This window comes from Rhizobium leucaenae USDA 9039 (assembly GCF_000426285.1).
GTDB lineage: Bacteria > Pseudomonadota > Alphaproteobacteria > Rhizobiales > Rhizobiaceae > Rhizobium > Rhizobium leucaenae.
Map to the genome: position 1 here is coordinate 74,057 of NZ_AUFB01000014.1, position 22,799 is coordinate 96,855.

21 protein-coding genes are annotated in these 22,799 nt (G+C 61.5%); 19 read left to right on the top strand and 2 right to left on the bottom strand.

What is annotated here, in order from left to right; all coding sequences use genetic code 11:
- Window positions 1–117 precede the first annotated feature (117 nt).
- From K290_RS0120620 to K290_RS0120705, 18 genes are all read left to right on the top strand, one after another.
- Window positions 118–855: a GntR family transcriptional regulator gene (locus K290_RS0120620; protein WP_028753630.1), complete on the top strand. Its 738-nt coding sequence runs from the start codon at window positions 118–120 to the stop codon at window positions 853–855.
- Window positions 852–1,343, top strand: a complete 492-nt coding sequence (locus K290_RS0120625) for a DUF3830 family protein (RefSeq protein WP_028753631.1) — start codon at window positions 852–854, stop codon at window positions 1,341–1,343. Before K290_RS0120620 ends, K290_RS0120625 begins: the two co-directional genes overlap by 4 nt.
- Before the next feature lies 1 nt (window position 1,344).
- Window positions 1,345–1,698: a TIGR04076 family protein gene (locus K290_RS0120630; RefSeq protein WP_028753632.1), complete on the top strand. Its 354-nt coding sequence runs from the start codon at window positions 1,345–1,347 to the stop codon at window positions 1,696–1,698.
- Window positions 1,699–2,754 (top strand): aldo/keto reductase, encoded by a 1,056-nt coding sequence (locus K290_RS0120635; protein WP_028753633.1) that lies wholly within the window; start codon window positions 1,699–1,701, stop codon window positions 2,752–2,754. It begins immediately after the preceding gene.
- Window positions 2,751–3,197 (top strand): hypothetical protein, encoded by a 447-nt coding sequence (locus K290_RS0120640; protein WP_028753634.1) that lies wholly within the window; start codon window positions 2,751–2,753, stop codon window positions 3,195–3,197. Before K290_RS0120635 ends, K290_RS0120640 begins: the two co-directional genes overlap by 4 nt.
- A gap of 34 nt (window positions 3,198–3,231) precedes the next feature.
- A complete protein-coding gene (locus K290_RS0120645) occupies window positions 3,232–4,494 on the top strand; it encodes an ABC transporter substrate-binding protein (RefSeq protein ID WP_028753635.1) in 1,263 nt (420 codons plus the stop codon).
- A gap of 296 nt (window positions 4,495–4,790) precedes the next feature.
- Window positions 4,791–5,834, top strand: coding sequence for a LacI family DNA-binding transcriptional regulator (locus K290_RS0120650; protein WP_028753636.1), 1,044 nt, complete (start codon window positions 4,791–4,793; stop codon window positions 5,832–5,834).
- On the top strand, window positions 5,831–6,841 hold the full coding sequence (locus K290_RS0120655) for a Gfo/Idh/MocA family protein (RefSeq protein WP_028753637.1): 1,011 nt from the start codon (window positions 5,831–5,833) through the stop codon (window positions 6,839–6,841). The genes K290_RS0120650 and K290_RS0120655 overlap by 4 nt, the downstream gene beginning before the upstream one ends.
- A gap of 8 nt (window positions 6,842–6,849) precedes the next feature.
- Window positions 6,850–8,463, top strand: a complete 1,614-nt coding sequence (locus K290_RS0120660; protein ID WP_028753638.1) for an acyl CoA:acetate/3-ketoacid CoA transferase — start codon at window positions 6,850–6,852, stop codon at window positions 8,461–8,463.
- Entirely contained in the window at window positions 8,456–9,229 is a 774-nt protein-coding gene (locus tag K290_RS0120665) for an enoyl-CoA hydratase/isomerase family protein (protein WP_028753639.1), read from the top strand. Before K290_RS0120660 ends, K290_RS0120665 begins: the two co-directional genes overlap by 8 nt.
- Entirely contained in the window at window positions 9,229–10,737 is a 1,509-nt protein-coding gene (locus tag K290_RS0120670) for an aldehyde dehydrogenase family protein (protein ID WP_028753640.1), read from the top strand. The genes K290_RS0120665 and K290_RS0120670 overlap by 1 nt, the downstream gene beginning before the upstream one ends.
- A gap of 198 nt (window positions 10,738–10,935) precedes the next feature.
- Window positions 10,936–12,180, top strand: coding sequence for an ABC transporter substrate-binding protein (locus K290_RS0120675; RefSeq protein ID WP_028753641.1), 1,245 nt, complete (start codon window positions 10,936–10,938; stop codon window positions 12,178–12,180).
- A 254-nt stretch (window positions 12,181–12,434) separates the two neighbouring features.
- Entirely contained in the window at window positions 12,435–13,316 is an 882-nt protein-coding gene (locus K290_RS0120680; RefSeq protein WP_028753642.1) for a carbohydrate ABC transporter permease, read from the top strand.
- Window positions 13,313–14,194 (top strand): carbohydrate ABC transporter permease, encoded by an 882-nt coding sequence (locus K290_RS0120685; protein ID WP_028753643.1) that lies wholly within the window; start codon window positions 13,313–13,315, stop codon window positions 14,192–14,194. Before K290_RS0120680 ends, K290_RS0120685 begins: the two co-directional genes overlap by 4 nt.
- A 4-nt stretch (window positions 14,195–14,198) precedes the next feature.
- Window positions 14,199–15,317: an ABC transporter ATP-binding protein gene (locus K290_RS0120690; RefSeq protein WP_028753644.1), complete on the top strand. Its 1,119-nt coding sequence runs from the start codon at window positions 14,199–14,201 to the stop codon at window positions 15,315–15,317.
- Window positions 15,318–15,325: 8 nt separating this feature from the next.
- Window positions 15,326–16,831: an FAD-dependent oxidoreductase gene (locus tag K290_RS0120695; protein ID WP_028753645.1), complete on the top strand. Its 1,506-nt coding sequence runs from the start codon at window positions 15,326–15,328 to the stop codon at window positions 16,829–16,831.
- Window positions 16,828–17,598 (top strand): 3-ketoacyl-ACP reductase, encoded by a 771-nt coding sequence (locus tag K290_RS0120700; RefSeq protein WP_028753646.1) that lies wholly within the window; start codon window positions 16,828–16,830, stop codon window positions 17,596–17,598. The genes K290_RS0120695 and K290_RS0120700 overlap by 4 nt, the downstream gene beginning before the upstream one ends.
- 193 nt (window positions 17,599–17,791) lie before the next feature.
- Window positions 17,792–19,447 (top strand): GMC family oxidoreductase, encoded by a 1,656-nt coding sequence (locus tag K290_RS0120705; RefSeq protein ID WP_028753647.1) that lies wholly within the window; start codon window positions 17,792–17,794, stop codon window positions 19,445–19,447.
- Window positions 19,448–19,598: 151 nt separating this feature from the next.
- Here K290_RS0120705 and dgoD read toward each other — a convergent pair whose 3' ends face one another.
- A complete protein-coding gene (gene dgoD / locus K290_RS0120710) occupies window positions 19,599–20,777 on the bottom strand; it encodes a galactonate dehydratase (RefSeq protein WP_280750022.1) in 1,179 nt (392 codons plus the stop codon).
- 32 nt (window positions 20,778–20,809) lie between these two features.
- A complete protein-coding gene (locus tag K290_RS0120715) occupies window positions 20,810–21,577 on the bottom strand; it encodes a FadR/GntR family transcriptional regulator (RefSeq protein ID WP_028753649.1) in 768 nt (255 codons plus the stop codon).
- 221 nt (window positions 21,578–21,798) lie between these two features.
- On the opposite strand from K290_RS0120715, the gene K290_RS0120720 reads away from it, so the two are divergent.
- Window positions 21,799–22,782 (top strand): arabinose ABC transporter substrate-binding protein, encoded by a 984-nt coding sequence (locus K290_RS0120720; RefSeq protein ID WP_028753650.1) that lies wholly within the window; start codon window positions 21,799–21,801, stop codon window positions 22,780–22,782.
- Window positions 22,783–22,799 lie beyond the last annotated feature (17 nt).

Sequence of the window (22,799 nt, forward strand, 5' to 3'; positions counted from 1 at the left end):
GATCCCTCTGGCCGAAGACGGTCGTTGCCGTCCCCTGATTTTTTGATTTGTGATCACACTTGTATTGATCACGCTAATCGGCTTTAATCGCCTCTGCAAGTCAAAAGCGGGGAGGCTATGCAAAAGACCGCCGTCGAGAAAAGCAACGATCCCATTGCCGCTCAGCTTGCGCCTGTTGGCCGCGAGACCGTGCAGGATCGCGTCTATCTGGAGCTGCGTCGGGCGCTGATCGGCGGCCTGTTCGAGCCGAGCCAGGTGCTCACCATTCGCGGTCTCGCCGATGCGCTGATGACCAGCACCATGCCGGTGCGCGAGGCGCTGGGCCGGCTGATCACCGAGAAGGCACTGGAGGCCCTGCCGAACCGTTCCGTCCGGGTGCCGCCGATCACGCTTGAGCGCATGGACGATCTCCTACGTGCCCGCATCCTGATTGAAGGCGAGGCGATTGCGCTTGCGGCGACGCGGATGAGCCCGCGCCAAGTTTCCGTGATCGAGAGCATGCTCGGCGAGTGGGACGAGATGCGGGCGTTGAAGCATAAGAAGGATGTCGACCGCGAGGTCACCCTCAATCAGCGCTTCCATTTCGAAATCTACCGTGCCTGCGGCTCGGCCGTGCTGATCCCGATGATCGAAAGCCTATGGCTGCAATCCGGCCCCTGCATCAGGGTGGCGATTTACGCGTTCTCTGACGCCGGCGAGGTCGATACCGCCCATTTCCATCGCAGCATCGTTGCCGCACTTTCGGTTCAGGATCCGACCGCTGCGCGCGAAGCGCTCATCGCCGATATCAGCCGGCCCTTCAATTTTCTCCGCAACAAGCTGCAATCCGAGGCGGCAAGCAAAGGCAAGTCATGAGCAAGCGCGCCATTCGCATCACCGAATCCCGCTCCGGGCTTTCCGTGACCGCCGTACTGCTCGACGGCAAGGCGCCCGACAATGTGGAGTTTCTTTGGGCCTATTTGGCCGAGCCGCGCATCGTGCCGGGTATCCATGCCATGTGGACTGGGCCGGAGATTTCCTGCCCGATCCCGCCGGATCATCTCATCGGCCGCGAATGGGCAAACCCCTTGCCGGCGGAAAATGCGACGCTGACGCCGCAGCCGGGCGACATCGTGCTGAGCTATGTGCCGGCGCGTGTCTGGGGCGGCAACCCCAATCCGATCTTCGATATCGGCCTGTTTTATGGGCAGGGCGCGCGGCTGCTGTTCCCGATCGGCTGGCTGCCGGGCAGCGTCGTGGCGCAGGTGCAGCCCGAAGAGCGCGAGCATTTCGCGGCCGCCTGCGGCATTATTCGCCGCAATGGCGCCTGCGACGTGACATTCGCTGGCATCACGGAGGTCTGAGATGGGGGCGGCAGACGATTTCTTCGAGCTGTTCGACCTGCGTGTCGAAGCCGTCATCCCCAACGGCAAGCCGATCTATTGCGGCGCCAAGGAGGGCGACTATTTCGAGCTTAAGGGCGAAATGCTGTCGCTGCCACCGGGGCAGGGTTTTTCCATCTATTCCATTTCCGCCGTTCTGCCGCTGCTCGCGGCCAAGCAGCGGCCCACCCACAAGAACGACTGGATGACCTCGGACGCCGAAATCGCCTGTCCGGATCCGAACTGTGCGAGCCGCCTGCGGATCGTCAGAACGGGCAAGCGGCGGTTCAGCCATGCCGAGACGACGGCGGTGCCGCTGCCTGGGGAGACCAAATAGATGAATGCCAAGACCTTCGAACTCAGCCCCGGCTATCAGATCTCCCGCGTCATCCGCGGCGGCTGGCAGTTGGCCGGCGGTCATGGCGCGATCGACCGCGAGCAGGCGGTGACGGACCTCATCGCCGCTTTCGACGCCGGCATCATCACCTATGACTGCGCCGATATCTATACCGGAGTCGAAGAGCTGATCGGTGCCGCTCGTCTGCGGCTTGCCAAAGAGCGAGGGCTCGACGTCGCCGCCAAGATGAAGGTGCACACAAAGCTCGTGCCCGATCTCGAAGTGCTGTCGCGCATCAGCCGCGATTACATCAGGGGCATTGTCGAGCAATCGTTGCGCCGGCTGAAGACCGAGCGGCTGGACCTCATGCAGTTTCACTGGTGGGACTATGACCTGCCCGGCTATCTCGATGCGCTCGGCTGGCTGGACGAGATGCGGCGGGAAGGCAAGGTCCGCAATGTCGGCACGACGAATTTCGACACGCCGCACATTGCCGAAATCCTGAAAGCCGGCATTCCCCTGGTCAGCCAACAACTGCAATATTCCGTGCTCGACCAGCGGCCGGCGAATAGCCTGGCGGCGCTCGCGGCAGGCAATGATCTCCGCTTTCTCTGCTACGGCTCTGTCGCCGGCGGTTTCCTCAGCGACAGATGGCTGGGGCAGCCGGAGCCCGAGATGCCGCTCGAGAACCGCTCTCTCATCAAATACAAGCTGATCATCGACGATTTCGGCGGTTGGGAGCTGTTCCAGTTGCTGCTTCGGACGCTGAAGACCGTCGGCGATCGCCATGGTGTCGATATCGCCACCATTGCCAGCGCCTGGGTGCTGGAGCAGGCGCAAGTGGCTGCCGTCATCGTCGGCGCCCGCAACCAAGCGCATGCGCTCGCCAATGCGAAGATCATGGATATTGCGCTCACCGCCGAGGATCGGTCCCGGGTTGCCGCGATCATCGGGCAGAGCAACGGTCCGCTCGGCGACGTCTACACACTGGAGCGCGACCGCACCGGGCGGCATGGCTCCATCATGCACTACAATTTGAACGCGGGGAAAAAATGAGCAAGAGCCCATCTCTCTTCGAGCGCGCCAAGGTCGAAATCATCGATTTGCACCGCTGCTTCAGCAATTGGTATAATTCCGACGACCCGGACCCGGCGGATTTCAGCCGGTTCGAAAAAGTCTTGGGCGAGGGCTTTCACATCGTCACGCCGGATGATGGGCGGATTATCGAGCGTGATTCCATCATCAGTCATGTCCGGGCCAACCATAGCTGCTTTCATGGTGATTTCATTATCGAGATCGAGGACATCAAGCCCGGCTGGGAGGCCGCTGGCATCATCGTCGTGACCTATATCGAGGCGCAATGTCGCGCAGGTGCCTGGAGCAGGCGGCGGGCGAGCGCGCTTTTTACCGAAAATTCATCGATGCCGAACGGCGTCGAATGGCGGCATCTGCATGAAACCTGGCTGCAGGCGCCGGAAGCGAAACAGGCCAACCACTGAAATAGAAGTCGTGTACCTAACAAGGGGAACAAAGATGAAAAAGACGATATTTCAACTCACCACCGCTCTGGCGCTCCTTGCAGCGGCCGGTGTTGCCCATGCGGCAGACTGCAAGATCACCGTCGGACTGGTGATGGAGCTGACGGGGCCTGCTGGTGAATATGGTCAGGCCGGCGCGAAATCGGTCGAAATGGCTTTCCGCGACATCAATGCCGCTGGCGGCGTGCGCGGCTGCGATCTGGTGACCGACACGCGCGATAGCCAGAGCCAGGGCAATGTCGCCGTCGACGCCGCAACGCAGCTCGTGCAGGTCAAGAAGGTACCAGTCATCATCGGCGGCATCATCTCGTCGGTGTCGATTCCCATCCTGACCTCGGTCACCGCGCCCGCCAAGATCGTGCAGGTGTCGCCGGCTTCGTCCTCGCCGACATTGACGGCACTCGGTCGCGACGGCAAGACCAACGGCATCTTCTTCCGCACCATTACCTCGGATGCGCTGCAGGGCGTGGCGGCTGCGAAATACGCGATCGACAAGGGCTTCAAGAAGCTGTCGATCATCCATGTCAACAACGACTTCGGCGTCAACATGGTGGCGGAATTCTCCCGCGCCTATAAGGCGCTTGGCGGCACCATCGTGTCCGACACGCCTTATAATGAAAAACAGTCGAGCTATGCCTCGGAAGTCACCGCCGCCATGGCCGGCAATCCGGACGGTCTCTACCTCGTCAGCACGCCCGTCGACGGTGCAACCATCGCCCGCACCTGGATTTCGCAGGGTGGCGTGCAGAAATTCCTGCTGAACGACGGCATGAACAGCCCCGATTTCATCGAGTCCGTGGGCGCAGACTATCTCAAGGATGCCTATGGCACATCCTCGGGCACCAGCCCGACCGCTTCGACCGACTATTTCATGAAGAACTATAAGGATTTCTCGGGCATCGAACCCTCTAATCCCGCCGCAGATCGTTCCTATGATGCCGGCGCTATCGTCGGCCTCGCGATAGCGATTGCCGGCTCGGATGATCCTGCCAAGATCAAGGATGCGATGTATAGGGCGGTCGATCCACAGGGCACGCCGATCCACGCCGGCAAGGAGGAGTTTGCCAAGGCGCTTGGCCTTATCAAGGATGGTAAGCCCATCCGCTACGAAGGCGTCATCGGCCCGGTCTCCTTCGATAAATATGGTGATATCACCGGCCCGTTCCGTCTGTGGAAGATCACGGACGGCAAGGTGACGACGGACGGAGAGATGTCGACCGACGACGTCAATAAACTGCAGGCGCAGTTGAATAAATAGGGCTGCGGCTCTTAGATTTTCGTTTCCATAGGACGCCCGGCAGCTTCCTCGGTTGCCGGGCGTTCTGTTGCTGCCGCCGTATTCCTAGGTTTATAATTTAGATCGTTCCAGATGAAATAAGATCCTTTCCTGGAATCTAATGTCTTTGCCCATTTTGCGGAACATGCCGTGAAAGGCGCAATTTATATGCGGTTTCCGAATATTGTCGTTGCCCTTCCCTATTTTCCCATTGACAAAATTTGGAACGTTCCAAATAATTGTCGCGACAAAAGAATTTAAGGCCCGCGGGGAGACGGATGAACAAGGGACGTGTCACGGTCATCGATATTGCGCATGCCGCCGGCGTGTCGAAGTCGACCGTGTCTCTCGTTCTGCAGGGCAGTTCGCTGGTCAATGAGGCGACGCGAGCCAAGGTCAACGCGGTGATCCGCGAGCTCGGATACGTCTACAATCGCGGAGCCGCCAATCTGCGCCAGGCGAAGTCGAAGATCGTCGGCATCGTCGTCAACGATCTCACCAACAGCTTCTTTGCCGAGCTGGCCGTCGGCGTCGATATGGTCGTGCAGTCGGCCGGCTATGTGCAGTTCCTGTCCAATACCGGCGAAAGCATAGACCGGCAGCGGGAGGTCGTCGCCTCGATGCGCGAGCACGGCATTTCCGGCCTGATCGTCTCGCCGGCGCGCGGCACGGAAGCGGCCGACTTCAAGTCGCTCACCAATGCCGGCATGCCGGTGGTGATCGTCGTTCGCAATATCCCCGGCGCAAAGGTCTCGTCGCTGGTGTCGGACAATTTTGCCGGCGCGTCGGCGGCGGTCGAGCATCTGGCCGGTCTTGGTCACCGCCGCATCGCTTTCATGGGCGGATTTGCCAATACCGCCGTTTTTGCCGAGCGGCTTGGCGGCTATCGCGATGCGCTGGCCAAGGCGGCGATTGCTTTCGACGACGACCTCGTCGTTGCCACCGCGCCTTCGCGCGCCGGCGGCGTCGAAGCGGTCGGCCGTGCCATGTTGCTCGCCCATAAGCCGACAGCGGCAGTATGTTTCAACGATGCGGTCGCCTTTGGCGTCTGCGATGGCCTGAGGGCGCGGCGGCTGGAGCCGGGCGTCGATTTTGCGGTGGTCGGTTTTGACGATGTGATCGAGGCGGAGAGTGCGGTGCCGGCGCTGACGACGGTTTCCGTCGATCCGCAGGGTATGGGGCGCCGCGCCGCGCAGTTGCTTCTGAAGCAGATCAATTCCGGCAAGGTGGAGGCGGAGGCGATCGTCAGCGCCGTGCGGTTGGTGGTGCGTCAGAGCTGCGGAGCCGGGCTGGACATAACGGCAAGGAGGGTCGTGTCATGAGCGGAGGTGTAAAATGGGGCTTGATCGGCGCAAGCACGATCGCCCGCGAATGGATGATCGGCGCAATTCGCGCAACCGGCGGTGAGGTCGTCTCGGTGATGAGTACGGACGCGGAGCGCGGCCGGGCCTATGCGGCTGAAAATGCCATTGCCAAATCGGTGACGGATGTCGCAGACCTCGTCAGTGATCCCGATGTCGATGCCGTCTATATCTCGACGACCAACGAATTGCATCGCGATCAGACCTTGGCGGCAGTCAAGGCCGGTAAGCATGTGCTTTGCGAAAAGCCGCTGGCGCTGACGCTGGAAGATGCGCGCCTCATGGTGCAGTCGGCGAATGGTGCCGGCGTGGTCATGGGCACCAATCATCATCTGCGCAATGCCGCCAGCCACCGCACGATGCGGGAGGCAATCGCCGCCGGCCGGATCGGCAAGCCGCTGAGCGCCCGCGTTTTCCATGCCGTCTACCTGCCGCCGCATTTGCAGGGCTGGCGGCTTGACAAGCCCCAGGCGGGTGGGGGCGTCATTCTCGATATCACCGTTCACGATGCGGACACGCTGCGCTTCGTGCTGAACGACGATCCAGTGGAAGCGATCGCCTTCGGCCAGAGCGGCGGCATGGGCAAGGCGGGGCTCGAGGATGCCGTCATGGGGGCTTTGCGGTTCAAATCCGGCGTCATCGCTCAGTTCCATGATGGCTTTACCACAAAATATGCGGAGACCGGCTTCGAGGTGCACGGTACGGACGGCTCCCTGATCGGCCGCAACGTCATGACGCAGCGGCCTGTCGGCCATGTCTTTCTGCGTGACCGCAATGGCGAAACCGAGCTGCCGCTCCATCATCACAATCTCTATGAGACGGCGCTTGCCGCCTTTCATGCCGCGATCGAAGGTCGGGGAAAACCGTCAGCCACCGGTGAGGACGGCGTCTGGTCGCTGGCAACGGGTCTTGCCGTCGTCAAGTCGGCCGCGACCCGCGAAGCCGTCAAGATCGATACAGGACTTTGAGCGTCGCGATGAACAAGCACATCACTCCCGCCGAGGCGGCTGCCCTGATCCCCGATGGCGCCATCGTTTCCGTCTCGTCCTCAAGCGGTCTCGGCTGCCCGGATCTGATGCTGAAGGCGATCGGCGAGCGTTTTGACGCAATAGGCCATCCGCGTGACCTGACGACACTGCATCCGATCGCGGCGGGCGATATGAGCGGCATCAAGGGTGTCGATCACATCGCCAAGAAGGGTCTGCTGAAGGCAATCATCGGCGGCTCCTATCCGTCGGGGCCGTCCAGTTCGGAACCGCCGCTGATCTGGCAGATGATCGGCAACAACGATGTGGCAGCGTATAATATTCCGTCCGGCATTCTCTTCGACATGCATCGCGAGGCCGCCGCCAAGCGTCCCGGCGTCTTAACCAAGGTCGGCCTTGATACCTTCGTCGACCCGGAGCGAGAGGGCTGCGCCATGAATGCGGCGGCCGGGGCTGAGCCGGTGGTGAAGCGAATTCGCTTTGAGGGCGAAGACTGGCTTTATTTCAAAGCGATCGCGCCGCAGGTCGCGATCATCCGGGCAACGACCGCCGATGAGCGCGGCAATCTCACTTATGAGCACGAAGGCGCCTATCTTGGCGGGCTCGATCAGGCGCTCGCCGCCCGCAACAATGGCGGCATCGTCATCGCCCAGGTCAAGCGCCTTGCCAAGGAAGGCTCACTGAAACCGCATGATGTGCGCGTTCCCGGCGTTCTCGTCGATTATATCGTCGTTGATTCGGATCAGAAACAGACGACGCAGACGCTTTACGATCCGGCGATCTCGGGCGAAATATTTCGGCCGCTCGACAGCTTCCGTGTGCCGGAATTCAATATCCAGAAGGTCATTGCCCGGCGGGTGGCGCAGGAGCTGCAATCCGGCAGCGCCGTCAATCTCGGCTTCGGCATTTCCGCCAATGTGCCGCGTATTCTGATGGAAGAGGGATTGCATGGCGCGGTGACCTGGGTGATCGAGCAGGGGGCGGTCGGCGGCGTGCCGCTGCTCGATTTCGCCTTCGGCTGCGCGTCCAACGCTGACGCCTTCATGCCCTCGCCCTATCAGTTCACCTATTTTCAGGGCGCCGGTTTCGACGCTTCGCTTCTCTCTTTCCTGGAGATCGGCCGCGACGGCTCCGTCAATGTTTCCCGGCTCAGCTTCCGGCCACATGTGACGGCGGGCGCCGGCGGCTTTGTCGATATCACGGCGCGGGCGAAGAAGATCGTCTTCTCCGGCATGTTCAATGCCGGCGCGAAGCTCGGTGTCGAGGACGGCCGGCTGATCATCGAGAAAGAAGGCAAGCTAAAGAAGCTGGTGAACGCCGTCGAACACGTCACCTTCTCCGGCCCACGCGGCGTCGCGCAGGGGCAGGACATCACCTATGTCACCGAGCGCTGCGTGATGAAACTGACGCCGGAAGGGTTGTTGCTGACGGAGATCGCGCCGGGCGTGGATTTGGAGGCGCATATTCTTAACCAGTCGGAGTTTCCGCTGCTCGTCTCCGACCGGCTGAAGGTGATGGATGCAGCCCTGTTTCATGAGGTGCCGATCGGTCTGACGCTGCCCGCCAAGGCAAACCGTGTTCTGGAAGGAGCACGCCATGGCTGAGGTCAAAGTTTCCGTTGAAGGTTTCCTCGCCACCATCACGGTCTCGCGACCGGAGAAGCTGAACGCCTTCGACATCGACATGCTGAAGGCGCTGGCCGCCGCCTGTGACGAAGTGGAAGCGAACGCTTCCGCGCGTGTCGCGATCCTGACTGGGGAAGGGAAGGCCTTTTCGGCCGGAGGCGATATCAAAGCCTGGGGCGGTATGGCGGCCAATGAGTTCGGTCATGCGTGGGTGCGCTTCGGCCATCGTGTCTTCGAGCGGCTGGCAACGCTGCGCATGCCGGTGATCGCCGCACTGAACGGTCACGCGCTCGGCGGAGGGCTGGAGCTGGCGGCGGCGGCCGACATCCGCATTGCGGAAAGCGAGATCAGGATTGGCCTGCCGGAAACCAGCCTCGGCATGGTGCCGGGCTGGTCTGGTACGCAGCGGCTTACCAAGCGGTTTGGCGCGCAGATCGTGCGGCGCATGGTGCTGGGCGGAGAGATGTTTTCCGCCGAAGAGGCACGCGGCTACGGTCTTGTGGATGCCGTCGTGGAAACGGGAACGGTGCTTTCCGCCGCCAGGGATTACGCAGCGCGCGTCGCCGCGCGTGGGCCGGCGGCGCTGGAAATTGCGAAGCTGATGATTGCCTCCGCCAATGGCGAGGATAATGGCTCGGCCGTAGAAGCGTTGGGCTCGATCCTGGTCGCCAAGACCGGCGACCTCAAGGAGGGCGTTGCGGCCTTTGCCGGCAAACGCGCTGCCGAATTCAAGGGAGAATGGTGATGACGGTCCTTGTGAAGCCGCAGGCGCTTCCCGATGTCAGAGTGCGTGACTTCAAGATGCTGATCGACGGCAAATGGGTCGAAGGCGTCGAGACCGGCACGATCGACCGTGTGGCGCCGAGCCACGGCGTCACCGTCAGCCGCTACAAATCCGCGACCAAGGATGATGTGCGCCAGGCGATCGCGGCCGCACGCAAAGCGTTCGATCATGGTCCTTGGCCGCGCATGACGGCGGCGGAACGCTCCAACACCCTATTGAAAGCCGCCGACATGATCTCGGCGCGGGCTGAAGAGCTCGCCTACCTCGATGCGATCGAAGCGGGCAAGCCGATCACCCAGGTGCGCGGCGAGATCAGCGGTTCTGCCGATATCTGGCGCTATGCGGCCGCCCTTGCCCGAAATCTGCACGGCGAGAGCTATAACACGCTTGGCGACGGCACGATGGGTGTCGTGTTGCGCGAAGCGATTGGGGTCGTCTCGATCATCACGCCCTGGAATTTCCCGTTCCTGATCGTAAGCCAGAAGCTACCATTTGCGCTTGCCGCCGGCTGTACAGCCGTGGTCAAGCCGTCCGAGTTGACGTCGGGTTCGACGCTGGTGCTCGGCGAAATCCTGATGGAAGCCGGCGTGCCGGCCGGCGTCATCAATATTCTCGTCGGTACGGGCGCTGATGCCGGCGCGCCGATGACCAGCCATCCGGATGTCGACATGATCTCCTTCACCGGTTCGACCGGTGTTGGGCGGCTGACCATGGCGAGTGCGGCGCAGACGCTGAAGAAGGTCTCGCTCGAACTTGGCGGCAAGAACCCGCAGATCGTCTTTCCGGATGCCAATCTTGATGAATTCGTCGATGCCGCGGTGTTCGGCGCCTATTTCAATGCCGGCGAATGCTGCAATGCCGGCTCGCGGCTGATCGTCCATCGCGATATCGCCGAGGAGGTCACGGCGCGCATCGCCAGCCTGTCGGAAAAAGTGAAGGTCGGCGATCCGCTCGACCCCTCGACGCAGGTGGGGGCAATCATCACGCCGCAGCACCTGCAGAAGATTCAAACCTATGTCTCCGGCGCGGCAAAGAGCGGCGCAACGGTGGCGCATGGCGGCAGCCAGATTGATTTCGGCTTCGGCCAATATATGGCGCCGACCATCCTTGCCGACGTCAAGCCGGAAATGGCGGTGGCGAAAGAGGAGGTGTTCGGGCCTGTCCTTTCCGTGCTGACGTTTGACACGACCGAGGATGCGATCTGCATCGCCAATTCCATCGATTACGGCCTTTCCGCCGGTGTCTGGAGCCGCGATTTCGATACGTGCATGACGATCGGGCGGCGGGTGCGGGCCGGCACGATATGGATGAACACCTTCATGGACGGCGCGGCCGAACTGCCCTTCGGCGGCTATCGCCAATCGGGACTCGGGCGCGAACTCGGCCGGCATGCGGTGGAGGATTATACCGAGACAAAAACGCTTAACATGCATATCGGCCGACGCACCGGCTGGTGGATGCCGAGGTGAGATGAATGCGCCCGCAGGTATAGCCAAAAGGTCAACTAGCAATGGTTGTGAATGCTGGGCGTAGTACGGAATGTGCCGTTTTTCGTGCATGCTCCACGGCTGGGAGGCCGTGGCGGAATTGTTCTTTACGGGGAGTGAAGAGCATGGGGCAGTGGGAGGAGGTCTTGCTGCTCATCTATTTAAAACCGGGAGGAGAATATGCGTAAATTGATGACATCCGTGGCTGCGGCCGCCCTTTTGATGACGGGCACCGTGGCGCATGCCACCGAAAGCGTCGAAGTCCTGCATTGGTGGACTTCCGGCGGCGAGGCAGCGGCGCTGGAGGTCCTGAAGAAGGATCTGGAATCGAAGGGCATAGGCTGGGTCGACATGCCCGTCGCCGGCGGTGGCGGCACCGAGGCGATGACCGTGCTGCGCGCCCGCGTCACCGGCGGTAACCCGCCGACCGCCGTACAGATGCTCGGCTTCGACATTCTCGACTGGGCCAAGGAAGGTTCGCTCGGCAATCTCGATGCGGTCGCGAACAAGGAAGGCTGGGACAAGGTCGTCCCTACCGCCCTGCAGCAGTTCTCCAAATATGACGGCCATTGGATCGCCGCTCCTGTGAACGTCCACTCCACCAACTGGGTGTGGATCAACAAGGAAGCGCTGGACAAGGCCGGCGGCAAGGTGCCGGAGAATTGGGACGAGCTGATCGCGCTGCTCGACAACTTCAAGAAGCAGGGCATCACGCCGATCGCCCATGGCGGCCAGGCCTGGCAGGATGCGACGATCTTCGACGCCGTCGTGCTCTCGTTTGGCAACGACTTCTACAAGAAGGCCTTCATCGATCTCGATCCCGATACGCTCGGGAGCCCGAAGATGAAGGAAGCCTTCGACCGCATGACGAAGCTGCGCTCCTATGTCGACGACAATTTCTCCGGTCGCGACTGGAATCTTGCGTCCGGCATGGTCATCGAAGGCAAAGCCGGCCTGCAGTTCATGGGCGACTGGGCCAAGGGCGAGTTCCTGAAGGCGAAGAAGGTGCCGGGCAAGGATTTCGTCTGCATCCGCTTCCCGGGAACGCAGGGCTCGGTAACCTTCAACTCCGACCAGTTCGCGATGTTCAAGGTCTCCGCCGACAAGATCCCGGCGCAGATGCAGATGGCGTCCTCGATCGAAAGCCCGACGTTCCAGTCGGCCTTCAACGTCGTCAAGGGTTCGGTTCCGGCCCGCACCGACGTTCCGGATACCGCTTTCGACGATTGCGGCAAGAAGGCGATCAAGGATCTGGCCGAAGCCAACAAGAACGGCACGCTGATGGGCTCCATGGCCCATGGCCATGCCAATCCAGCCGCCGTCAAGAACGCGATCTACGACGTCGTAACCCGCGAATTCAACGGCGATCTGTCGTCTGACGATGCGGTCAAGGAGCTCGTCTCGGCGGTTGCGGCTGCGAAGTAGGATAGTTCGGAGCAAGCCATCCCCTCATCCGTCCCCTGAGCTTGTCGAAGGGCGGGCACCTTCTCCCCGAGGGGAGAAGGGAATGGAGCGCCCTCGACGGTCCCTCGGCCTCTTTGGAATCGAGAGGATGCGGCAATCGAGGTCGTCCCCTCTCCCCTCGGGGAGAGGGCTAGGGTGAGGGGGCCGTTCCGCTCGCAGTTCGCATATTTGGAACCCGCGTCCATTCGGGACGCGTTGAAACTGGTGTTCGACCCATGAACAGTCGCAGCCGAATGCAGGAGCTGTTGCCCAAGCTGGTGCTGGCCCCGAGCTTCGTCGTCATTTTGATCTTCGTATATGGCTTCATCGCCTATACCGGCTATCTGTCGCTGACCGACAGCAAGATGCTGCCGTCCTATAACCTTATCGGCTTCACCAACTACAGTAAGCTCTGGGCGCTGCCGCATTGGTGGCGGGCGATCACCAATCTCGGCATCTTCGCCTCGTTCTATATCGTTATCTGCTCGGTGCTTGGTCTTGCTTTGGCGATCCTGCTCGACCAGAAAATCCGTGCCGAAGGGCTGTTGAGGCCGATCTATCTCTATCCGATGGCGCTGTCCTTCATCGTCACGGGAACGGCATGGAAATGGTTCCTCGATCCCGGCATAGGCCTCGAGAACACCATGCATCTCTGGGGCTGGGAGAATTTTTCCTTCACCTGGATCAAGGATTCGAAGATGGCGATCTATTGCGTCGTCATTGCCGCCGTCTGGCAGTCCTCGGGCTTCGTCATGGCAATGTTCCTCGCCGGACTTCGCGGCGTCGACAACGAGATCATCAAGGCGGCGCAGATCGACGGCGCCTCTGCGATCACCACCTACCGCCGCATCATCATTCCGCTGATGCGGCCGGTATTCCTCTCGGCTTTCGTCGTGCTCGCCCATCTCGCCATCAAGGCCTACGACCTGATCATCGCGCTGACCGGCGGCGGACCGGGGCAGGCGACCGAACTGCCGGCCACCTTCATGTATTCCTACACCTTTACCCGCAACCTGATGGGCATCGGTGCTTCGTCGGCGATCATCATGCTGGCGATGATCTTTGCCATCATCATTCCCTATCTCTATTCGGAAATCGGCGGAGGGAAACGAAGATGAGCAGCCCCAATCCGCAAAACGCCATCTCGCACGGCAAGCTGACCCGCGGGCTGATCTATGCGGCACTGATCCTATTTGCAGTCTATTACCTGCTGCCGCTCTATGTGATGCTGGTCAATTCCTTCAAGCCGCTCGAAGAAATCCGCCAGGGCGGCATGCTGAACCTGCCGCAGAGCTGGACGATCGAGCCCTGGATTTCTGCCTGGTCGACGGCGCAGATCGGCGTACAGCCGACGGGGCTCCGGCCCTTTTTCATGAACTCGATCCTGATGGTCGTGCCCGCCGTCGCGATCTCCACCATGGTCGGCGCGCTGAACGGCTATGTGCTGACGAAATGGCGCTTCCGCGGCGCGGAAATCTTCTTCGGAATGCTCTTGCTTTCCTGCTTCATCCCGTTCCAGATCGTACTGATCCCGATGGCGCGCATTCTCGGTTTCTTCGGCATTGCCGGCACCATCTGGGGGCTGATCCTCGTCCATATCGTCTACGGCCTCGGCTTCACCACGCTTTATTTCCGCAATTATTATGAGGCGTTTCCGACCGAGCTGGTGCGTGCCGCGCAGATCGACGGGGCCAGCTTCTTCCAGATTTTCCGGCGTATCCTGCTGCCGTCCTCCGGGCCGATCATCGTCGTCTCCGTCATTTGGCAGTTCACCAATATCTGGAACGACTTCCTGTTTGGAGCTTCGTTCTCCGGACCCTATTCCACGCCGATGACGGTTGCGCTCAACAACCTCGTTTCGTCGTCGACAGGCGTCAAGGAATACAATGTCCACTTCGCGGGCGCGATCCTCGCGGCCCTGCCAACCCTCATCGTCTACATCGTCTCCGGCCGGTTTTTCGTCCGCGGCCTGATGTCCGGCGCCGTCAAGGGATAAGACCATGTCCTTCCTGAAAATCACCAATCTACGCAAATCCTACGGATCGCTCGAGATCCTGAAGGACATCAATATCGAGATCGAAAAGGGCGGCTTTCTCGTGCTCGTCGGCCCGTCCGGCTGCGGCAAGTCCACCCTGCTCAACACCATTGCCGGGCTGGAGCCGATCACCTCGGGTGACATCGCCATTGCCGGACGCTCGGTCAACGGCTTGCCGCCGTCGCAGCGCGATATCGCCATGGTGTTCCAGTCCTATGCGCTCTATCCGAACATGACGGTTGCCGGCAATATCGCCTTCGGCATGGAAATCCGCAAGGTTCCGAAGGAGGAACGCGAAAAGGCAATCAAACAGGTGGCCGATATGCTGCAGATCGGCCATCTGCTCGACCGCAAGCCCAGCCAGCTTTCCGGCGGCCAGCGCCAGCGTGTCGCCATGGGCCGGGCGCTGGTACGCGATCCGCAGGTCTTTCTGTTCGACGAGCCGCTCTCCAATCTTGACGCCAAGCTGCGCGTTGATATGCGCACCGAGATCAAGCGCCTGCACCAGCGCATGAAGACGACGATCGTCTACGTCACCCACGACCAGATCGAGGCGATGACGCTGGCGACGAAGATCGCGGTGCTGAAGGACGGGGTGCTGCAGCAATTCGGAACTCCGGCGGAAATCTACAATCACCCTGCCAACATGTTCGTCGCGGACTTCATGGGCTCGCCTGCCATGAACCTGCTGACGGCGACGGTCGAGAGCGGGCCGACGGGGTTGCAGGTGTCGCTCGACCGGCCGAACGGTGCCGCTCCCCTGAAGCTGCCGGTCAACGGCAGCGGCGCTGCTCTCGGCGCCCATGCCGGCAGGGACGTGATCTTCGGCATTCGGCCGGAGGCGCTGACAGACCTCGACGGTGCGGACCGCAATGCCCATTCGCTCGCCGAGGGTGACTGCCTGATCGAAGTGGTCGAGCCGGCGGGTTCGGATACTTTCGCAATCGCGCGCCTCGGCGGCAAATCGGTCGTGGCGCGGCTGCGCGCCGATGCCCGCATTGCTCCCGGCCAGACGGCGCGGCTTGCTTTCAATCTCGACAAGGCGGTGTTCTTCGATCCGCAGAGCCAGGATCGGATAGCGTGAGCGGCAGCATGGAAGAACCGGATATCGTCATCATCGGCTCGGGAATCGGCGGTTCGACCGTCGCGTCCGGCCTTGCCGCCTCGGGTGCCAATATACTGATCCTGGAGGCCGGCGAGAGACTGGAGGACCGGCCGGAAAACCGCGACCAGCGGGCGATCTTTGTGCGCGGCCATTTTCGTCCGAAGGAGACCTGGTACGAGAAGGGCGGCAAGGGGTTTAATCCAGGCAACTATTACAATGTCGGCGGCAATTCGAAATTCTACGGCGCGGTGCTGATCCGCTACCGGCGCGAGGATTTCGAGGAGATGCGGCATCTGGACGGCGTATCACCGGCTTGGCCCTTTCCCTATGAGGAGCTGGAGCCCTGGTATAGCGAGGCGGAACAGCTCTATCAGGTCCGCGGCAGCCTTGGCGATGACCCATGGGAACCGCCGCATTCGCGGCCCTACCCGTTTCCACCAGTACCCGACGAGCCGGCGATCGCCAGTGTCCGCAAACGACTGAAGGACAACGGCATGCATCCGCATCCGCTGCCATTAGGCGTCGATATCGACAAGTGGTTGGTCAAGGGCCGTACGCCCTGGGACGCACATCCGCACAGCGCCGACGGCAAGATGGATGCCGAGACGGTAGCGCTTGCCAAGGCTCTGCAATATCCGCACGTCAAGCTCAAGACCGGCGCGCGCGTCACGCGGCTTCAGTCCGCAGGCGACGGGCGAATGATTGCCGCGGTGCATTATTCCTCCTATGGAGAGGCGCATCTTGTGCGCCCGAAACTGGTTATCCTTGCGGCCGGGGCGGTGCAGTCGGCGGTGCTGCTGCTGCGATCGGCTGACGAGGCCAATCCACGCGGACTTGCCAATCGCTCGGATCAGGTCGGCCGCAACTTCATGAACCACAATTCCTCTGCCGTGCTGGCAATTTCGCCCTGGTATCGCAACGATTCGATCTATCAGAAGACCTTCGGCTTCAACGACTTCTATCTCTCGGACGGCGAAGGCGGGCCGCCGCTCGGTAATGTCCAGCTTTTGGGGCGTGTCTCCGGCACGATCCTCAAGGCGAACATGCCGACCGTGCCGGAATGGCTGCTGAATAGGCTTTCCGCCCATGCCATCGATTTCTATGCCATGAGCGAGGATCTGCCGTCGCCGGAAAGCCGGATTATGGTCGAAGGCGACCGGATCGTGCTGCAGTGGGTGCGCACCAATTGGCAGGCCCATCTCGATCTGGTGAAGAAGCTGAAGGGCGTGCTGCACAAGGCCGGTTTCCCGATCGTACTGTCGCGCCCTTTCGACAAGCGCACGCCGTCGCATCAATGCGGTACGGTCAAGATCGGCAATGACGGTTCGAGCGCGCCGCTCGATATCTTCTGCCGGGCCTTCGATCATCCCAATCTGTTCGTGGTCGACGCCAGCTTCCTGCCGACGTCGGCGGCGGTGAATCCAGCGCTGACGGTGGCCGCTCAAGCGCTGCGCGTCGCCAACCATATCGTGCGGGAGGAGCTTCGGTCATGAAGGCAAGGCGCCCGGTTGCCGTCGTCACCGGCGGCCGCAAGGGGATCGGTTTCGGTATTGCGCGGGCGCTGGCACGGAGTGGTTTCGATCTGGCGATCACCGGTATCGAGAACGAACCGCCACTGGCGGAGCTTGCGGAACTGAAAGCAAGCGGCGGGCGGGCACTTTATTTGCGGTCTGATCTTGCCGATCTCTCGGGACACGCAGTAACCGTCGAGGCGATCCGGGCGGCTTTGGGCGAGATCGATTGCCTGGTCAACAATGCCGGTATCGGCCCTGTCGTGCGCGGCGATTTCCTGGATTTGGCGCCGGGAAATTTCGACCGGATCATCGACGTCAATCTGCGCGGTACGGTGTTTTTCACCCAGGCGGTCGTTCGTTCGATGCTGGCGGCAAAGACATCGCCGACGCCGCGTTCGGTGATCAACATCACCTCGGTCTCGGCAGCGCTGAGTTCACCGGAGCGGCTGGATTACTGCATCAGCAAGGCCGGCCTTTCGGCCTTTTCGCAAGGGCTGGCGCTGCGGCTGGCGGAGACCGGCATTGCCGTCTTCGAGGTTCGTCCCGGCATCATCCGCACCGATATGACGGCGCAGGTGTCGGAGAAATACGACGCGTTGATCGCCGAGGGGCTGGTGCCGATGAGGCGCTGGGGCGAGACGGGCGATGTCGGCAACATCGTCGCAGCACTTGCCAAAGGCGGTTTTGGCTTTGCCACGGGGTCGGTAATCCCTGCGGACGGAGGGCTGGGGATCGGGCGATTGTGAGGAACTTACCCTCGCCCCAACGGGGAGAGGGTGGCGCGTAGCGCCGGGTGAGGGGGCGTTACAGGCGAATGAGTATGCCGCGGCACCCCCTCATCCGCCCTCCTGAGCTTGTCGATGGGCGGGCACCTTCTCCCCGAGGGGAGAAGGTGGGCGCGACTTCGTGCCGGGGACCTATTCAATTTGAGGACTGGAAATGACCTACGACTACATCATCACCGGTGCCGGACCGGCGGGCTGCGTACTCGCTAACCGCCTGAGCGAGGACCCCTCGGTAAAAGTCCTGTTGCTGGAGGCCGGCGGCGGTGACTGGAATCCCTTGTTCCATATGCCGGCCGGCTTTGCCAAGATGACCAAGGGTGTGGCGAGCTGGGGCTGGGAGACGGTGCCGCAAAAGCATATGAAAGGCCGCGTGCTGCGCTATACGCAGGCGAAGGTGATTGGCGGCGGCTCTTCGATCAATGCGCAGCTTTACACGCGCGGCAACGCGGCCGATTACGATCTCTGGGCGCGCGAGGATGGTTGCGAGGGCTGGGACTATCGCAGTGTGTTGCCCTATTTCAAACGCGCCGAGGACAATCAGCGTTTTGCCGATGACTATCATTCCTATGGTGGTCCGCTCGGCGTCTCCATGCCGGTGTCGGCGCTGCCGATCTGCGATGCCTATATCCGCGCCGGCCAGGAACTCGGCATTCCCTACAATCACGATTTTAATGGCAGACAGCAGGCGGGCGTTGGCTTCTATCAGTTGACGCAGCGCAACCGTCGCCGTTCATCGGCTTCACTTGCCTATCTGTCACCGATCAAGGATCGGAAGAACCTGACGATCCGAACCGGCGCGCGGGTCGCCCGCATCGTGCTCGAAGGCCGCCGCGCTGTCGGCGTCGAGGTCGCGACGGACAAGGGCGTGGAGACCATCCTGGCGGAGCGGGAAGTGCTGGTCTCCTCCGGCGCCATCGGCTCGCCAAAACTGCTGCTGCAGTCAGGCATCGGCCCGGCCGATCATCTGACCTCGGTCGGTGTGCCTGTGGCGCATGATCTGCCCGGCGTCGGCGGCAATCTGCAGGACCATCTCGATCTTTTCGTCATTTCGGAATGCACTGGCGACCACACCTACGACAATGTCGCCAAGTTGCATCGTACGCTCTGGGCCGGTCTGCAATATCTGCTGTTTCGCTCCGGCCCCGTTGCCTCGTCGCTCTTCGAGACCGGAGGCTTCTGGTACGCCGATCCCGATGCCCGCTCGCCGGATATCCAGTTCCACCTCGGTCTCGGCTCCGGCATCGAGGCCGGTGTTGCGCGGCTGAAAAATGCCGGTGTGACATTGAATTCCGCCTATTTGCATCCGCGCTCGCGTGGCACGGTGCGGCTCTCCTCGTCCGATCCGTCCGCCGCGCCGCTGATTGATCCGAACTATTGGAGCGATCCGCATGATGTGAAGATGTCGCTCGAAGGGCTGCGGATTGCCCGCGAAATCATGAGCCAGGATGCGCTAAAGCCCTTCGTGCTGGCGGAGCGGCTGCCTGGCGGCAAGCTGCAGACGGAAGAGCAATTATTCGATTACGGCTGCGCCAATGCCAAGACCGATCATCATCCCGTCGGCACTTGCAAGATGGGTACGGATGCCATGGCGGTCGTCGACTTCGAGCTGAAGGTGCGGGGGCTGGAGGGCTTGCGCGTCTGCGACAGTTCCGTCATGCCGCGCGTGCCCTCCTGCAATACCAACGGCCCGACGATCATGGTCGGCGAGAAAGGCGCGGATATCATCCGCAATCGCGATCCGTTACCGCCGGCGATTTTCTCTTGGGAGAGGAATGATACGCGGCCGCGGGCGCGGGCAGAGGTGCGCTGAATATCTACCCTCGCCCCAGCGGGGAGAGGGTTGCGCCTTAGGCGCGGGGTGAGGGGGCGTTGCGGTGTATTCGGGAGCGCTGCCTTACGGTGCAACGCCCCCTCAACCTGCCCTTCGGGCATCCTTCTCCCCGCTGGGGAGAAGGTGGTATCTACCACTCAGCCACGCTGCCATCTTCATGACGCCAGACCGGGTTGCGCCAGCGGTGGCCTTCCTTGGCGCGTTCGATGACGTAGGCTTCGTCGACTTCGATGCCGAGGCCGGGGCCTTGCGGGATGCTGACGAAACCGTCGGCATATTTGAACACCTCCTTGTTGGAGATGTAGTCGAGAATGTCGTTGCCCTTGTTGTAGTGAATGCCGAGGCTTTGTTCCTGGATGAAGGCGTTGTAGCTGACGGCGTCGACCTGCAGGCAGGCGGCAAGTGCGATGGGGCCGAGCGGGCAATGCGGCGCCAGCGCTACGTCATAGGCTTCGGCCATCGCCGCGATCTTGCGGCACTCGGTGATGCCGCCGGCGTGCGACAGGTCGGGCTGGAGAATGTCGACATAGCCGTCCGACAGGACCGACTTGAAGTCCCAGCGCGAATAGAGGCGCTCGCCCAAAGCAATCGGCGTCGAGCAATGATTGGCGATTTCCTTCAGCGCCTCGCGATTTTCGGAGAGCACCGGCTCTTCGATGAAGAGCAGCTTGTAGGGCTCGAGTTCCTTGGCCAGAACCTTGGCCATCGGGCGATGGACACGGCCGTGGAAGTCGACGCCGATGCCGATATAGGGGCCGATCGCCTCGCGGATGGTGGCGATAGTCTCGACCGCTTTTTCCACCTTGTCATAGGTATCGACGATCTGCATTTCTTCACAGCCGTTGAGCTTGATCGCCTTGAAGCCGCGCGCAACCACATCCTTGGCGTTGTTGGCGACGTCGGAAGGGCGGTCGCCGCCGATCCAGGAATAGACCTTGATCTTGTCGCGCACCTGGCCGCCCAGCAGCGAGTGGATCGGCTGACCCAGCGCCTTGCCCTTGATATCCCACAGCGCCTGGTCGATGCCGGCGATGGCGCTCATGTGGACGGCGCCGCCGCGATAGAAGCCGGCGCGGTACATGACGTTCCAGTGATCCTCGATCAGGAACGGATCCTTGCCGATCAGATAGTCTTCCAGTTCGTGCACGGCGGCCTGGACAGTCAAGGCCCGGCCTTCGACCACTGGCTCGCCCCAGCCGACGATGCCCTCATCTGTTTCGATCTTCAGGAACATCCAACGCGGCGGCACGATATAGGTCGTCAATTTGGTGATTTTCATGGGAAGCTTCCGTTTCGGCTTTTGGATCATATCAGCGGCGGCGAGCCGCGGATTTCGGGGTTTCAGGTGTTGTTTTTCTCCGCCCGCCCGATCGCTTTTTCGGCGGCAGCAAGGTCGCGGGCGGCGAGGTCGAGCATGCGATGGGCGCAGTCGCGCGCGGCGGTGCGGTTGCGCAGGCGCAGCGCCTCCACAAGATCGCCATGGACGGCGATGGCCTCATCGCGGCTGTCGACGGCGACATTCGAGGCGTGCAACGCATATTTCAGGCCGGCATGGATGGCGCTAGACAGGCGGCGGAATACCTGGTTGTGGCTGGCGCTCAAGAGCACCGTATGGAACATCACGTCGGCTTCGGTGAAGCGTTCGGGATCGTGGCCGGAATCGCGCATCTGCCGCCAAGCCTTTTCGAGATCGGCAATCTCCTGCGCGGTGGCGCGCTCGGCGGCGTATTCGGCGGCAACCGGCTCAATGGTGCGCCGCGCCTCGAGGATGCAGCCGAGAATATCGAATTCGGCGATATAGGGGCCCATCCACTCCAGCACGTCCTGATCGAGGATATTCCAGTCGTCCTTGTCGCAGACGGTGGTGCCGATGCGCGGCTTGCCGCGCACGAGCCCTTTCGATTCCAGGATCTTGAGAGATTCACGGATGACGGTGCGGCTGACGCCGTAAATGTCGCAGAGATCGTTTTCACGCGGCAGGGGCGAGCCGGAAGGATAGCGTTCGGAACATATATCCTCGGCAATCGCCGCCGTGACGTTCTTACGCACACGCGGGCGGCGCTCCGGCGCCTCGTTCAGCCTATGCTCTTGCCGTTCAAACGAATCCAATTGCCTTCTCCGCAGTCGCTCTCCCGCGCGGCCGAGCCTCTGCTTAGCGGAATTCATTCCGCATGGCGATAAGCATCAGCGCGTTTGGCGGGCCATCCCTTCCAAAAGTCACACTATTATAATCATCATACATTGGCAATTGACTGGTATGATGATTTGTCATAATTCAAGAATACTGCCTGGGAGGGCAGGGTCTTCGTTTCGGATTTTGGGAGAGAATCATGCGCTTTTTCAAAGCAGCTATTCTGGCTGGTACGGTTGCGGTCATCGCCGCCACCTCCGCCTTCGCCGCAGATGTGAAAATCGGCTTCGTGGTCAAGCAACCGGAAGAGCCCTGGTTCCAGGACGAATGGAAGTTCGCCGACATCGCCGCGAAAGAGAAGGGCTTCACGCTCGTCAAGATCGGCGCGCAGGACGGCGAAAAAGTTCAGGCGGCGATCGACAATCTCGGCGCCCAGGGTGCCGAGGGCTTCATCATCTGCACGCCCGACGTCAAGCTCGGCCCCGGCATCGTCGCCAAGGCAGCCGCCAACCAGCTCAAGCTGATGACGGTTGACGACCGTTTGGTCAGTGCCGACGGCAAGCCGCTGGAAGACGTGCCGCATATGGGCATCTCCGCCACCAAGATCGGCGAGAGCGTCGGCCAGGCGATCGTCGATGAAATCAAGAAGCGCGGCTGGGACATGAAGAATGTCGGCGCCATCCGCGTTTCCTACGATGCGCTTCCGACTGCCGTCGATCGCGTCGAAGGCGCCATCTCGGTGCTGAAGGGCGCCGGCTTCCCGGCCGCAAACATCTATGATGCGCCGCAGGCCAAGACCGATACGGAAGCGGCGCTGAATGCCGCAACCACCGTGCTCAACAAGCATGCCGACGTGAAATATTGGGTGGCCTTCGGCCTCAACGACGAAGCCGTACTCGGCGCAGTGCGTGCCACGGAATCGGTCGGCATTCCCGCTGCCAACGTTATCGGTGTCGGCATCGGCGGCGCGGACTCGGCGATCAACGAGTTCAAGAAGCCGCAGCCGACGGGCTTCTTCGGCACGGTTATCATTTCGCCGAAGCGTCACGGCTACGAGACCGCAATCAACATGTACGACTGGATCGCTAACGGCAAAGAACCGCCGAAGCTGACGCTGACCTCCGGTTCGCTGGCGTTGCGCGACGATTATCAGAAGGTCCGCAAGGATCTTGGTATCGAATGATCATCCTCCCGGTATGA

Bases quoted from the DNA above. Each gene is read 5' to 3' on its own strand.
- K290_RS0120620 (WP_028753630.1), top strand. From the start codon at position 118: ATGCAAAAGACCGCCGTCGAGAAAAGCAACGATCCCATTGCCGCTCAG.
- K290_RS0120625 (WP_028753631.1), top strand. From the start codon at position 852: ATGAGCAAGCGCGCCATTCGCATCACCGAATCCCGCTCCGGGCTTTCC.
- K290_RS0120630 (WP_028753632.1), top strand. From the start codon at position 1,345: ATGGGGGCGGCAGACGATTTCTTCGAGCTGTTCGACCTGCGTGTCGAA.
- K290_RS0120635 (WP_028753633.1), top strand. From the start codon at position 1,699: ATGAATGCCAAGACCTTCGAACTCAGCCCCGGCTATCAGATCTCCCGC.
- K290_RS0120640 (WP_028753634.1), top strand. From the start codon at position 2,751: ATGAGCAAGAGCCCATCTCTCTTCGAGCGCGCCAAGGTCGAAATCATC.
- K290_RS0120645 (WP_028753635.1), top strand. From the start codon at position 3,232: ATGAAAAAGACGATATTTCAACTCACCACCGCTCTGGCGCTCCTTGCA.
- K290_RS0120650 (WP_028753636.1), top strand. From the start codon at position 4,791: ATGAACAAGGGACGTGTCACGGTCATCGATATTGCGCATGCCGCCGGC.
- K290_RS0120655 (WP_028753637.1), top strand. From the start codon at position 5,831: ATGAGCGGAGGTGTAAAATGGGGCTTGATCGGCGCAAGCACGATCGCC.
- K290_RS0120660 (WP_028753638.1), top strand. From the start codon at position 6,850: ATGAACAAGCACATCACTCCCGCCGAGGCGGCTGCCCTGATCCCCGAT.
- K290_RS0120665 (WP_028753639.1), top strand. From the start codon at position 8,456: ATGGCTGAGGTCAAAGTTTCCGTTGAAGGTTTCCTCGCCACCATCACG.
- K290_RS0120670 (WP_028753640.1), top strand. From the start codon at position 9,229: ATGACGGTCCTTGTGAAGCCGCAGGCGCTTCCCGATGTCAGAGTGCGT.
- K290_RS0120675 (WP_028753641.1), top strand. From the start codon at position 10,936: ATGCGTAAATTGATGACATCCGTGGCTGCGGCCGCCCTTTTGATGACG.
- K290_RS0120680 (WP_028753642.1), top strand. From the start codon at position 12,435: ATGAACAGTCGCAGCCGAATGCAGGAGCTGTTGCCCAAGCTGGTGCTG.
- K290_RS0120685 (WP_028753643.1), top strand. From the start codon at position 13,313: ATGAGCAGCCCCAATCCGCAAAACGCCATCTCGCACGGCAAGCTGACC.
- K290_RS0120690 (WP_028753644.1), top strand. From the start codon at position 14,199: ATGTCCTTCCTGAAAATCACCAATCTACGCAAATCCTACGGATCGCTC.
- K290_RS0120695 (WP_028753645.1), top strand. From the start codon at position 15,326: ATGGAAGAACCGGATATCGTCATCATCGGCTCGGGAATCGGCGGTTCG.
- K290_RS0120700 (WP_028753646.1), top strand. From the start codon at position 16,828: ATGAAGGCAAGGCGCCCGGTTGCCGTCGTCACCGGCGGCCGCAAGGGG.
- K290_RS0120705 (WP_028753647.1), top strand. From the start codon at position 17,792: ATGACCTACGACTACATCATCACCGGTGCCGGACCGGCGGGCTGCGTA.
- dgoD (WP_280750022.1), bottom strand. From the start codon at position 20,777: ATGATCCAAAAGCCGAAACGGAAGCTTCCCATGAAAATCACCAAATTG.
- K290_RS0120720 (WP_028753650.1), top strand. From the start codon at position 21,799: ATGCGCTTTTTCAAAGCAGCTATTCTGGCTGGTACGGTTGCGGTCATC.